This is a genomic window from Luteolibacter arcticus (genome assembly GCF_025950235.1).
Classification (GTDB): domain Bacteria; phylum Verrucomicrobiota; class Verrucomicrobiia; order Verrucomicrobiales; family Akkermansiaceae; genus Haloferula; species Haloferula arctica.
This window is the reverse complement of record NZ_JAPDDT010000002.1, coordinates 646,051-658,870: the sequence shown is the minus strand read 5'-3', so window position 1 is coordinate 658,870 and position 12,820 is coordinate 646,051. Positions and strand designations below refer to the sequence as shown.

The 12,820-nt window shown below is 62.6% G+C and carries 11 protein-coding genes; 4 read left to right on the top strand and 7 right to left on the bottom strand.

Features of this window, described 5'->3' with window-relative positions; all coding sequences use genetic code 11:
* Window positions 1–92: 92 nt before the first annotated feature.
* Both OKA05_RS07465 and OKA05_RS07460 read left to right on the top strand, forming a co-directional pair.
* The gene (locus tag OKA05_RS07465) at window positions 93–473 is read left to right on the top strand and encodes a hypothetical protein (RefSeq protein WP_264486496.1); all 381 of its coding nucleotides are present in this window, start codon (window positions 93–95) and stop codon (window positions 471–473) included.
* 90 nt (window positions 474–563) lie between these two features.
* Window positions 564–950 (top strand): hypothetical protein, encoded by a 387-nt coding sequence (locus tag OKA05_RS07460; RefSeq protein ID WP_264486495.1) that lies wholly within the window; start codon window positions 564–566, stop codon window positions 948–950.
* Window positions 951–960: 10 nt separating this feature from the next.
* Here OKA05_RS07460 and OKA05_RS07455 read toward each other — a convergent pair whose 3' ends face one another.
* The 7 genes from OKA05_RS07455 to OKA05_RS07425 all read right to left on the bottom strand — a co-directional run bounded on the left by OKA05_RS07455 (window position 961) and on the right by OKA05_RS07425 (window position 11,118).
* Window positions 961–1,386, bottom strand: a complete 426-nt coding sequence (locus tag OKA05_RS07455; RefSeq protein WP_264486494.1) for a hypothetical protein — start codon at window positions 1,384–1,386, stop codon at window positions 961–963.
* Window positions 1,383–4,787: a DEAD/DEAH box helicase gene (locus tag OKA05_RS07450; RefSeq protein ID WP_264486493.1), complete on the bottom strand. Its 3,405-nt coding sequence runs from the start codon at window positions 4,785–4,787 to the stop codon at window positions 1,383–1,385. The genes OKA05_RS07455 and OKA05_RS07450 overlap by 4 nt, the downstream gene beginning before the upstream one ends.
* 59 nt (window positions 4,788–4,846) lie before the next feature.
* A complete protein-coding gene (gene leuS / locus OKA05_RS07445; protein WP_264486492.1) occupies window positions 4,847–7,387 on the bottom strand; it encodes a leucine--tRNA ligase in 2,541 nt (846 codons plus the stop codon).
* Between the two features lie 109 nt (window positions 7,388–7,496).
* Window positions 7,497–9,332: an ankyrin repeat domain-containing protein gene (locus tag OKA05_RS07440; RefSeq protein WP_264486491.1), complete on the bottom strand. Its 1,836-nt coding sequence runs from the start codon at window positions 9,330–9,332 to the stop codon at window positions 7,497–7,499.
* A gap of 120 nt (window positions 9,333–9,452) precedes the next feature.
* Window positions 9,453–9,941, bottom strand: coding sequence for a PA2169 family four-helix-bundle protein (locus tag OKA05_RS07435; RefSeq protein WP_264486490.1), 489 nt, complete (start codon window positions 9,939–9,941; stop codon window positions 9,453–9,455).
* 158 nt (window positions 9,942–10,099) lie between these two features.
* Window positions 10,100–10,552 carry a thioredoxin family protein gene (locus OKA05_RS07430; RefSeq protein WP_264486489.1) on the bottom strand — a complete coding sequence of 151 codons (453 nt, stop codon included), beginning with the start codon at window positions 10,550–10,552 and terminating at the stop codon, window positions 10,100–10,102.
* A gap of 110 nt (window positions 10,553–10,662) precedes the next feature.
* Complete coding sequence (locus tag OKA05_RS07425) at window positions 10,663–11,118, bottom strand: thioredoxin family protein (protein WP_264486488.1); 456 nt, start codon at window positions 11,116–11,118, stop codon at window positions 10,663–10,665.
* Between the two features lie 78 nt (window positions 11,119–11,196).
* Here OKA05_RS07425 and rdgB point away from each other — a divergent pair, with 78 nt between their 5' ends.
* Both rdgB and OKA05_RS07415 read left to right on the top strand, forming a co-directional pair.
* Entirely contained in the window at window positions 11,197–11,793 is a 597-nt protein-coding gene (gene rdgB, locus OKA05_RS07420; protein ID WP_264486487.1) for an RdgB/HAM1 family non-canonical purine NTP pyrophosphatase, read from the top strand.
* Window positions 11,794–11,820: 27 nt separating this feature from the next.
* Window positions 11,821–12,810, top strand: a complete 990-nt coding sequence (locus tag OKA05_RS07415; protein ID WP_264486486.1) for a DUF3592 domain-containing protein — start codon at window positions 11,821–11,823, stop codon at window positions 12,808–12,810.
* Window positions 12,811–12,820 lie beyond the last annotated feature (10 nt).

Below are 12,820 nucleotides of genomic sequence, written 5' to 3'. Positions count from 1 at the left end.
TGCAGCTCCGCACGGCGAGACCGGGAAGACCCTCTTCAGAATCGGCTTTTCATTTGCTCGCCTCAGGATATGGGGAAGTTTCCATACACCCCATGTCCTTTTCCCACCCGCTTCGGAATGATCCCTCGGCTGCCCGATTGATCAGTCTGGCCAAACTGGCGATGGCCGCCGAAGTCGACCCGCGCGACACGCACGGGCCCTACGTCATCATGCAGACCGGCTACGTGCCGGGAGACCTGACCATGAATGCCGCAGACTATCTGCTCGGCCGTTCCGGCTCATGGCTCGCCTTCCATTGGTTCATCCGCCTGCCCGTGCCGGAGCGGCGCGCCGAGTTTGTCTTTGGCACCGTGACCGAGGTGATGGTGCTGCTGGAAGACCTCGCCGGAACCGTGCAAGTCATGACCGCCGACGGAATCGTCCACGATGCCACGCCAGACGAGGAATGGCACCAAGCGATGTTCGGGGGCTGATGGATGCAGTATCCAGCAACTCCTCGCGTAGAACGGCTTGATCCCCGTATCGGAAGCAGCAGGCTGTCCCGCATGAGCGCTGGAGATTTGATGAGGGACCCCTACTTTGCCGGCATTCTGATGGAAATCGAGGGCCTCATTCACGACCGGGATCGGGAAACCGTTGCTGGCGAGGGCTTTGCGCCGAAGGACTCCTTTGTGAAGTCGGCGCTCCGCAAGGCGGAGCTGGCTATCGGCGGGAAGCCCCCGGCGAAGAAGCCGAAGGGTCGGGACGAGGAATGGATCGCCGCCCTAGCGGCGGAGCTGGTTGCCCTCTCCCGCCAAATACAGGCCACCGACGTACCGGCGTCGCACGTCGGGATCTGCTTCAAGGCCGCGCAGCAGTCGCTGGACACCCGCCGCGAAATGGCCGGCCATCCGCGCGGCTACCTCGATTACCTCGCCGAGTTCATCCCGGAGGCACGCGGGTTGATTTGAACCCGTCGCGTCACGACAGCGGTAGATTCGCCTGCTCCGGCGCTTCGGAAACGTCGGCGTGCACCGAGCGCCCGATGATGTCCCGCGTCACCTCGTCCAGATAGTCGTGCAGGATTTTGGATAACTCCAAGTACTGCGGCCATAGGATTTGATCGACCATGGCGCGGGTGGTTCGCACCATCACCGTGGAAGATCGCTGGCGCGGATGGCGGTAGGGGTGGAGCCCGTGGCGGCGGATGAGCGCGATGAAAAGCTGCCGCTTCCATGGATCGTGCATGCTGAACTGCCACTCCTCGACCGGCTGCGGTGCGGCGGCGAGTTGCGCATTGAGGCGATCGAGCGCGCCGAGCGCTGCCTGCATCTCGCCGGGCGAGTCGGTCCCCATGAACAGGGCCTCGACCTTGCGAATCTTCTCGATGATTTCGTCTCGTGTCATGGCGACTCCAATGGAGAGAGCAGATTCGACAGCGTCTCGGCGTCGATCTTCAGCTTGGTCGTGTCCTCGGAAAGCAGCGCCGCGACCAAGGCCGACTTGTGCTTCTGGAGCTCGAGGATGCGATCTTCGATGGAACCACGGCAGACCAGCTTATGGACAAACACCGGCTTGGTCTGCCCAATCCGGTGCGCGCGGTCGGTCGCCTGGTTCTCTCCCGCGGGATTCCACCACGGATCGTAGTGGATCACGGTGTCGGCCGCGGTGAGATTGAGGCCGGTGCCGCCCGCTTTCAGGGAGATGAGGAATACCGCCACCTCACCGGACTGGAAGGTCTTCACCAACTTCGCACGATCCTTCGTTTCGCCGGTGAGCTTCAGGAACGGAATCTTCTCCTTCTCCAAATGCGCCTCGATCAAGGCGAGCATCGAGGTGAACTGCGAGAACAGCAAGATGCGCCGGCCTTCCTCTAACAAAGTTGGCAACAACTCGTTCGTCAGGTAATCGAGCTTCGCCGATTCCGCATCGTGCTTCAGCAGTTTCGGATGGCAGCAGATCTGCCGGAGCTTGAGCAGGGCATCCAGCACGATGATGTGCGACTTCGCCAAGCCCTTGTCGGCGATCGCGTCGCGCACCCGCTTGTCCATCGCGGCGCGGACGGACTCGTAGAGATCGGTCTGCTTCTTCGTGAGATCGACGTGGTGGATGAGCACCGTCTTCTCCGGCAGTTCGGTGGCGACCTGGTCCTTGGTGCGGCGCAGCAGCAGCGGGGAGACTCGACGGTTGAGCGCGATCTGGGCATCGCTGGAGTGGTCGCGTTCGATCGGCTTGCGCAGGCGGGTATTGAAGGACTTCTCATCACCGAGAAGGCCGGGCATCAGGAAACGCATCAGGCTCCACAGCTCGCCGAGATGGTTTTCCATCGGCGTGCCGGACAGGCACAGGCGATGGGCAGCCTTGAGCTTGCAAGCGCTCTGTGCGGTGATCGCCTTCGGGTTCTTGATGTGCTGCGCTTCATCGAGCACCACGACGTGCCAGTCTTGCTTCACGAGCGTGTCGATATCGCGGGCCAGCAGCGGATAGGAAGTGATGACGACATCCGCGTCCGGAATCTGGCTGAAACCGGCCGCACGCGCCGGGCCGTGAAGGGTTAGAACTTTCAGCGTGGGGACGAACTTCTCCGCCTCTGCCGCCCAATTTGGTACTACGGAGGTAGGAGCCACGACCAACGATGGCTTGCCCGGTTGCTTGGCACTCTCCGCGGCGAGGTGGGCGAGGGTCTGCAAGGTCTTGCCGAGCCCCATGTCGTCGGCCAAAATCCCGTGCAGCCCGTGCGTGGCGAGGAACTGGAGCCATCGGAAACCTTCGAGCTGATACGGGCGAAGGTCCGCCTTCACCGTGGCCGGGAGTTCCACCGCAGGCAGCTCGCGGATGTCGCGCAGGCCGCGACCGAGCTTCGCCAAAGCTCGCGTGGTTTCCGAAGCATCGATGGCTAGCGAATCGGCCACTCCCGCGGCAGAAAGCCGGTCAATTCGCAGTGCTCCATCGCCCCGCCCGCCGCCGAAAAGATGGCGGACTCGGTCGACGATCTCCATGAGCTGCTTCGCCGGGAAGCGAATGAAGCCGTCCTCGGCATTCTCGCAGGGCAGGAAGACGAACTCCGGCAGCTCGGGTGATTCCGCCGGTGGAAAATCTTTCGCGATGGCCTGCGCGATGATCGGGATCAGGCTAAAGCGCTTGCCATCGATCTCGTAGGAAATGTCGAAGCGGAACCAGTCGATGCCGTGGTCGGTATCGACCTCGATGGCGGGAACGAATTTCGAGACGTCGTGAGCGGTTAGACCGGCCTCGCGTTCCACCTCGATGGTCCAGCCTTCCTCGCGCAGACTCGCGATCTCCGGTCCCTCTAGTAGTTCTGCCCAGACCATCTCTGGTATCGGTCCCGGCCGGGCCGGAACGACCGAGTGGCGGCTGGAGGCATCCAGGTAACGCTCCGCGATCAGCCTTGTCAGCGGGATCAGCCCGGCGCGGGTGAGCCGTGTTTCCGCAAGCCGCTCTTTCTTGAAATCGCGAGGCCAGACGATCCGCTTGCCATCCTTCACTTCGGCGTGGCGATGCGGCGCGTGGGAGGTAAGCGGGAATAGCCGCGGGCTATCGCCATACTGGAAGGTCAGCTCGCCGAGAACCACTTCGAGCGGGTCCCACTCGCGGCCGAGGTTCCGCTTCGTCACGCGCAAGAACGGCCGGGGCGCAACCGCCGGGCGGGTCTCGCTTTCAATCGTGACCGGAGCAGGCAACGCCGGACCGGGCAGGCGGGAAAAACGCTCAATGACTCCACTGACCTGTTCGGGCTTCACCACCGGTCCGCGAGTCCACGCGGACAGCACCGCGGCGGGCAATCCGCTCTCCACCGGGCCAATGACCGCCTGCTTCGCATCGAAGTAACGTGGCGGAATGGTCGGCAGCAGCATCGTATCGGCATCCGCGCCTTTCAGCACCGGCCTCGCGCTGCCGTCCGGCATGATCTCCCAAACCGCCTCGACCGGCCGTGACTCGCCGACCGTCACCGGGCGGTAGCCGGAACTGCCGCGATAGTCCTGGCTCTCCCGGCCGAAGAACAGGCGGCCGGTGGCAAGAGCGCCTTCTAACAGCTCATCCCAATCCGGCCCCTCCAGGGACATCGCCCCCCAGGACGCGTGCCGGCGCTTGCGCTGGTGGAAAAGCGTGGCGAGCATGACGTCCTCGCGGGACATGTACTTCGCCGGCTTCGTGGGGTCGGCGTTCGCCGCTCCAGCCTGGATGCGGATGGTGCCGTCCTTCAGCCGCATGCCAACGCGCAGCGTGAAATGCAGCGTCCGGCGATGTGCTCCGAGCGGCTCCTCGATGCAGTAGGCCAGGAAACGCGACTCGCTGGACTCCTTCACCTTTCCCTCCTCGATCGCGCCGGCGGAGCGGGCGGCGGTTTCGATCTCGCGCAGCCAGGACGACACCGCTGGATCGACCGGGCCGACCGGAGTCACGGGATCGACGCGGAGCAGGTCGGGTTCCTCGGCAGTCACCGGGATCGAACGCTTGCGCAGCAGCCGGAGCAGCGCGGCGGCATGCTTGCAGCCAGTCCCCACCGGGCAGGTGCAATCGGTCTCCAACGACCAGCGCCCTTTTGACTCGCGGAAAACGACGGAGGTCTCGTAAGGCTTGCGGCGCGTGCCCTGGACGGAGGCGGTAACGATCAGCTCACCGCTGCTGACCAGCTCGATCCACTCGACGCCCTTGACTGTACGATCCTCGGCATAGGCTGCCGCGCGGGACAACGTGGCCCGGTCGAATTCCGTCGCCCAGCCCTCCGCCAGCAGCCACTCGAGCAGATTGGCGCGGGTAGCTATGCCGGCGAGGGCTTCTTTCATGGGCTTTCAATTCGCCACGAGGGGTTGCTCCCTCTCAGGCGACGAAGGACGGGATGTACCTAACTTGCAACGATGTTCACGAGGCGGCCGGGAACCACTATCACCTTGCGGACGGTCTTGCCATCGGTCTGCTCCTTGACCTTCGGCGACGCCAGGGCGGCGGCTTCGACATCGGCTTGCGGTGCATCCTTCGGCACGGTGATGCGGTCGCGCAGCTTGCCGTTTACTTGGACGACCAACTCGATCTCATCGGTGACCAGCGCGGCTTCATCGTGCTCCGGCCAAGCGGCATCGGCGAGCATGCCGCTGCCACCGAGGCGCGAATGGATTTCCTCGGTCAGGTGCGGTGCGAAAGGGTTCAGCACGTGCAGCAACAGGCGGAACTCATTCAGTGGCACCACTTCGGCTGCCGTGAAGGCATTGGTGCAGACCATCATCTGCGAGATCGCGGTGTTGAAGGACAGCTTGGTGATGTCATCGGTGACCTTCCTGATGGTTTCGTGAACCACCTTGAGCAGCGCCTTGTCGGTGCACGGCACGTCTTGAATCTTCGAAGACGTGACCCACTCGCCGGCCTGGTTTTCCTCAAAGGCAACGCGCCAGACGCGAGCGAGAAAGCGCGAAACGCCTTCGACGCCTTTCATCTGCCATGGCTTCACCTGTTCCAGCGGGCCCATGAACATCTCGTAGAGGCGCAGCGCATCGGCACCATATTCCTTCACGACGTCGTCCGGATTCACGACGTTGCCGAAAGACTTCGACATCTTGCGACCGTCCTCTCCCAAGATCAGTCCTTGGTTCACCAGCCTCTGAAACGGCTCGTTGGTCGAGACGTGGCCGAGATCGTGCAGGACCTTGTGCCAGAAACGCGCGTACAGCAGGTGAAGTACGGCGTGCTCCGTACCTCCGACATAAAGATCGACCATGCCCGGCTTATCACCTCCGCTCCAATAGCTCTCTGCTTCCTTGGAAATGAAGCGGTCGCTTCTACGAGGATCGCAGTAGCGCAGGTAGTACCAGCATGAGCCGGCCCACTGCGGCATGGTGTTCGTTTCGCGGATGGAGCCGTCGGGCAGCTCGACCCAGTCGCGGGCCTTGCTCAGCAGCGGCTCGGGCGTGCCTGAGGGCTTGTAGTCGTCCAGCGGTGGCGCGAGCAAGGGCAGCTCAGCATCCGGCACGGCGTAATGGTTGCCGTCCTTCCACGTCAGCGGGAAAGGCTCGCCCCAGTAGCGCTGCCGGGAGAACAGCCAGTCGCGCAGCTTGAATTGCACGCGACGCTTGCCTTTGCCGCGCTCTTCTAACCAAGCGATGATCTTGGCCTTCGCTTCAGCTGTTGGCAGGCCATCGATGAAGCCGGAGTTCACGGAAGTGCCGGGATCCGTGTATCCCTGCCAGTCGGCATCGCCGTTGGGCTGTACGACTTGAATGATCGGCAGCTCGAACTTCTTCGCGAACTCGAAGTCCCGCTCGTCATGCGCTGGCACGGCCATGATCGCGCCGGTGCCGTAGCCCATCATCACGTAGTCAGCGATCCACACCGGGTTTTGCTCGCCGTTCACGGGATTGGTCGCGTAGGCACCAGTGAAGACGCCGGACTTGTCCTTGTTCATGTCGCCGCGCTCCAAGTCGGACTTGGATGCGCAGGCTTTCACATAGGCTTCGACGGCTTCCTTCTGCTCCGCAGTGGTGATCTCCGTGACATAGGGATGCTCCGGCGCGAGCACCATGTAGGTGGCGCCGAACAAGGTGTCGGGACGAGTCGTGAAGACGGTGACTGTGTGTCCATCGAGCTGGAAATCGACCTCCGCGCCTTCGCTGCGGCCGATCCAGTTTTTCTGCAACAGCTTGATGCCCTCGGGCCAGTCGAGCGGGTCCAGCTCATCGATCAAACGCTGGGCATACTTCGTGATGCGCAGCATCCACTGGCGCAGCGGGCGGCGTTCGACGATGTGGCCCTTGCCGCGCCACTCCTCGACTTCCTCGTTGGCCAGCACGGTGCCGAGGTCGGGCGACCAGTTCACCGGGGCTTCGTGGACGAAGGCCAGCCGGACGTTATCGATCTGCTCGCGGGTCCAGCCTTTCGCTTCGAGCTCGGACACGGGCTTGGCCTTGCCGGCTTCCTCATCGAAGTACGATGAGTACAGTTGCAGGAAGATCCACTGGGTCCAGCGGACGTATTCCGGGTCGGTGGTGGCGATCTCGCGGTCCCAGTCGTAGCCGAAGCCGAGCGACTTCAACTGGCGCTTGAAGGTCGCGATGTTCGCGACGGTGGTGATCGCCGGATGCTGGCCGGTTTTGATCGCATACTGCTCGGCAGGCAGGCCGAACGAGTCCCAACCCATCGGGTGAAGGACGTTGAAACCCTGCCGGCGCCGCGCGCGGCCGATGATGTCGGTGGCCGTGTAGCCCTCGGGATGCCCCACATGAAGGCCGCTGCCGGAGGGATACGGGAACATGTCTAGCACGTAGAACTTCGGCTTCGAGGCGTCGAAATCCGCATCGCCCGGATTCGGCGTGCGGAAGGTTTTCTCCGCGTCCCAGCGGGCCTGCCAGGCAGGCTCGAACTGGTCGAAGGGGAACGGTTTGCGGCGGTCGGACATGGCGGGGCGCGGAAATTGGCGGAAGCGGCTTACCTTGAAAAGGAAAACCCCGGCGCGGCGGGAAGTGCCAAGAAAAGCCGCGGGAATGGGAACTCACCTGCGCCCGGCCTCAGCGCTTGGTCCAGACTCCCGTGGCCAGATCCATCGAGTAGGACCCCAGCAGGCCGGAAAACTTTGATTCGCCGTCTTCGTCAAGGGCCAGGACTTTCCCTTGGAAGACGCGGATGCAGCCATTATCCAGCTTCGCCTCGTGCGAGTGAATCCAACCGGGTGAAGTGCCACTCGTGGCGATGCGCTCTATCTTCCCGGTGGCGATGTGGAAGCGAAAGACCGGCGTTTCACGCCCGAAAGCCTCGCGGGTGTGAGGATACCCGAGATTGCCGATAAGGTAGATCCACTCGCCGACCAGTGTCGCGGAGTGAAAATCGGTGGGCGAGAAGATTTCCTCCGGGTAGCCGAGAATCTCAAAGCCGCCTTTCCCATCGTGGACAATGACGTCGTTGTAGATGCAGAAGTCGGGGTCGTAGTGGTCCTCGTGCTCGCCGGCGATCTGGATGAAACGACCGTCCGGCAAAGGTGTCAGGGACATACCGAAACGGTGGTGACACCAGACGGGATCATCTCGGTCGTAAGAGTTATCGCCGAACTGCTTCGCAGCCTGATAGCCAGTCCAGCCATTGCGAACCATGGCGTTCCAGAATGGCAAGTCCATCCGCTCGGGATTGGCATTCCCAAAACGCCGCGAGCGGCCCTCCTGGTATTCAGCCTCGCTTACCGGAAGTTCGTCGCGAGTGCCCAAGCCAATCCAGTTCCGCAGCGCTTCCTCGCCGATCCTTCCGGGATTCTCGCCGAGATCAATCAGACGCTGGATGATCGCCGGATGGGTGGCAGCCGCGATAAGCGGATCGCTGTATTTGCCGGTCTTCCAATTCGCTCCTGCTTCCAAGAGCGACTCGAAGCAGGCGAGCGCACTTTCATCCACCGCTTCCATGATCGGAGTGTGTCCGAAGCCGTCTTCCGCCTTCGGATCGAAGCCCTGCGCGAGCAACCATCGCAGCATTTCGATATTGTCATCGATGGGGTAGTGCAGCGCCGTCTTGCCACAGCGACCGGTCGCGTCACGGTTCGCGCCGCGGGAGAGCAGCAGGCCGGCTTTGGCAATGTCGCCTGCATCGACAGCCAGCAGGAAGGCCGTGCGCTCCCACCAATCCTTTGCCTCCAAGTCCGCTCCCTGATCCAGGAGCGCGGCAACTTCATTGAGCGTCCCGAGCGCGACGGCGCGGAGAAGCGGCGTCCAACCAAGCGGTTCGGGATCGGCACCGAGTTCCAGCAATCTCCGCACCTCTGGGAAATCGCCGGTCCGGGAAAACAACCGCACCGCCGATTCGCCGTGCTTCGAGGCACCGTCGGCCGTCGCTCCGGCGGCCATCAGGAGTTCGATGACATTCATCCGGCTAGCGCAAGCGGCGAGGATCACCGGCGTATAACCATGGGCCGAGGTGAAAGCCGGGTCGGCACCACGCTCAATGAGTCGCTGAAGCTTCTCCACGCTGGCACATTTCACCGCCACCGAAAGCACGGAACCTCGCTCTTCGCCTTGGTTTTCAAGGATCGCCTGGCTTTGGCGAATCAGCTCGCGGCTTTGCTCCAGCATAGCACTCATTTCGGGATCGAGGCCCTCGATCTCCCCGATGCCGCCGATTTCCTCGATCGATTCAAATGCCGGCTGAGCGACAGGCGGCGGCTGGACGAGGGCGTTCACATCGGCCCCGTGGTCGATCAGAAAATCGAGCACTTCCACATCTGCCAAAGAGCTCAGGCAGGCCTCCATAAGAGGCGTGTGGCCGCTCACCTCGTCCGGGAGATCGACCGGTGTGCCTTGGTTGAGCAAGCGCTCCATCTCCCTGATGTCGCCGCGCCGCGCGGCCAAGTGCAGATCGTTCATGCCAGCACTCTTTGTTTGGACGGGCGGAGAACTCGCAGGAAGGCCAAAACGAAAAACCCCGCCGCGGTCATAGCCGGGCGGGGCTTTCGCAATTGGTCGGTTTGACCAAGCGCGAAGGGTTCAGGCAGCAGCATAGTGCGGCCGCGTATTGCCGCGGGACGTGCTTTCAACGTGGCGCAGGGCCGAGAACGTCGTGGCCACATGGGCGCGCAGGTCGGCAAGCATCGTGCCGGTGCGTTCATTGCGCACCGCCAAACCATTTCGGGTATCGAGCGTGCGCTGGAATTCCTTTTCACCGCGTTCGCATTCGGCGCGGAGGCGCTTGCGGAACTGCGGGTGGACTTGGCAGACGAAGCGGATCCACGCGCGGTGGACCGTGGCTTCCCGGCTGCCTTCCAACGACGGCTTGCCACCGCATGCGGCAATCACTGCGGCGAGTTCTTCCACCATCGCTTCGCGAGCTTCGGCGGAACGTTCGCAGAGCCGGATGAAGGCGGAATCGGTCGAGAAGTCGGCGGCCAAACGGAATCCATCGATGGAATCGTTCAAGCGGGTGAGAATCTCTTGCAGGGGGGAGGCCTCGGGGTTGGGTCGGGTGGTGGTTTTCATCGTGACACCCTTTTCGCAGGTGACGTGCCGGACCCGAATTCAATGCCATCTCACTGATAATCAATGACCGGTGGAAAAATCGCGACAAGACTCGCTTTGACCCATGGCGCACCGTGCAACCCTTCGATTGCGCTCTGCCATTTCGCGGGCGCTCCTTCTCACTTGGCCTTCGACTTTGCGATCAGTTCGGTGAGCTTTGCGATGTAGCCCTTGGTGCCGCCCTTCAACTCGCCGAGATCCTCGGAGAGCTTCTTGCCCTCTGCATCCAGCAGCCAAACGGTCGGGTAGCCGCCGGCCAAGTATTGCTTCTTCAGCTCCTCATTCTGCTTCTTGAGGTCCGCTGGCAGCTCCTTCTTCCGCGGGAAGTCCGCCTCCATCAGGATCACGTTCGCGGCGGCATATTCCTTGAAGTCTTTCGACGAAAAGACCTCCTTCTCGATCTTGATGCACCAGCCGCACCAGTCCGAGCCGGTGAGGTTGATCAAGATCGGCTTGTTCTCGGCCTTCGCCTTGGCCTTGGCCTCTTCCCAGTTGGTCATCCAGCCCTCGCTGCCGAAGGCAAACGAAGCGGTGGCGGCGAGGACGGCGAGCGAGCGGAGCAGCGTTTTCATCGGGGACTAAGACGCGGCCATCCGCTCCGCTATTCCACGAAAAAACCCCGCCGCGGCGTCGAAGCCGGGCGGGGTCGGGCTGCCATGAACAGCTCTCCTATGAAAAGGGATCAGTCGAGTTCCTTCTTCTCCAGCTCACCCTTCAGGTGGCCGAGGAAGGCATCGACCTTCATGAACTGCGCGGGATTGAAGGTGGAGAATTGCTTCCCCTCGGCATTGAACAAAATGACGGTCGGGAAGCCCTCGACGCCGTATTTCTCGCGCGCCGGCTCGTTCTTTTCGGCCACCGCCTTGTCGCCCTTGGGGAAATCCAGTTCGACCAGCACGAAGTCCTTCGACGCCTTCTCGATGAATTCCTTCTTGGTCAGCACCGCCTTGCGCACCGCTATGCACGGCGGGCACCAGTCGGAGCCAGTGAACTCGACCAGCACGGCCTTCTTCTCCTTCTTGGCTTGGGCGAAGGCCTTCTCGAGGTCGGTGCTCCAGCCTTCCGGTGCATTGGCAAAAGCGGAGCTGATGAGCGCCGGTCCGACCGCGAAGAGCGCGAGGTGGGTGATGGATTTCATTACGTCCTATAGGCGTAGCACGGGGGACGATTATTTCAAAATTCTTGGCCCGTGCGGGTCATCCGGCTACCCACGGACATGCCCTCCGAGCCGCCGATCCTGGTCATCGCCACCCGCAACGCGCACAAGACCCAGGAGATCCGGGAAATCCTCGGCGCCCGCTACCGGGTGCTGGATGTCAATGACTTCTTGGGCCTGCCCACGGTCGAGGAAACCGGCACCACCTTCCTCGAAAACGCCACGCTTAAAGCAGTCGCGATCAGCCGCCAGGTGACGGGACTGGTACTTTCGGATGATTCGGGGCTGGAGGTCGATTCGCTCGGCGGTGCACCGGGCGTGTGGTCCAGCAGCTATGGCGGCGAGGAGGGAAATCACCCGAAAAACAACGCCCGCCTGATGACTGAAATGGCCGGCATGACCGGACGCTCCGCACGATTCCGCTGCACCATGGTGCTCGCGGAAAACGGGGAGGTGCTGGCGGATTTCAGCGGCACGGTGGAGGGACGCATCCTCGATGAACCCTACGGAGCAGGCGGCTTTGGCTACGACCCGCTGTTCGCGCCGGAGGGCTACGACCAGACCTTCGCCGAACTCGGCGCGGAGGTGAAAAATGCCCTCAGCCACCGTGGACGCGCCTTGGCGAAGGTCATCGCGTGGCTCGACGCCCGCCGCTGATCGCGACCGGTCAGCATTTCCCGCTCAATGAAAAAAGCCGGCCACCTCTTTTGCATCCTGCTGGTGGGCGGAGGCATCATTGCGGCAATCAAAACCGCCGTCGCGCTCGCCAACCTGTGGCACGACTCCGCCGTGGGATGGACCAAGGTCCCCTGCGTGATCCGCGAATTTGAAGTCGAAACCAACTTCAACCACCGCAAGTCTTTCCGGGTAAAGACAGCCTACGACTACCACGCGGGCGGCGCGGTCCAATCCGGCCGCCAAGCGTGGCCCGGCCAACCCGCGACCGACGACTATGAGGACATCTCTAATTGTGTCGCGGCATTGACCGAGAAGTCTCCCCGCCCTCCGTCCGATCTTCGGAACTTCGAGACCGAGTGCCTGGTCGATCCGGAGGATCCCACGCGGGCCGTCTTGATCGCGAACCGCGAGGCAGTCGCCTTCGGCTTCGGACTCACCGCAGCGGTTCTGCTCTGGATAGGCGCATTCCTCTTCTTCTACCGCCGCCAGCGGGTGAGCCGGAAAGCGCGGCTAAAACGCGATCCCATCCTCTTGGCGCTCTTCCTGTTCTTTGCCGTGAGCGGCGTTGCCGCGTCGGTGTTCACGGGATGGGGTCTGATGGAGCGATGGCGAATGAGGTGCTGGATCGAAGTCCCCGCAACGGTCGTCAACAGTCAGCTCCAACAGAGCCAGAACCGTAAACGCGGCAGGGATCCCGGCGTGCGGGCAAGCATTCTCTACCGCTACGAAATCGACGGCAGGGAGTATCTCTCCAACCGCACGACGGTGCTGGGAGCCTATTCCGGCAGCAAGCGTTCCGGAGAACGGGTCCGTAGTCATCCTCCCGGCACGGCGATCACGGTGTTCATCGATCCCGACAAGCCGTGGCGTGCAGTCGTGGACCGGAACCTTGGCTCGAGCGGCTTCTTCCTGCTCTTCCCCCTGCCGTTCCTGGCACTCGGCGGGTTCGGAGTCGCCAGATTCTCGTGGCCGGAGCGGACCCGGGGCCGTCGTTGATCCGGCCTCC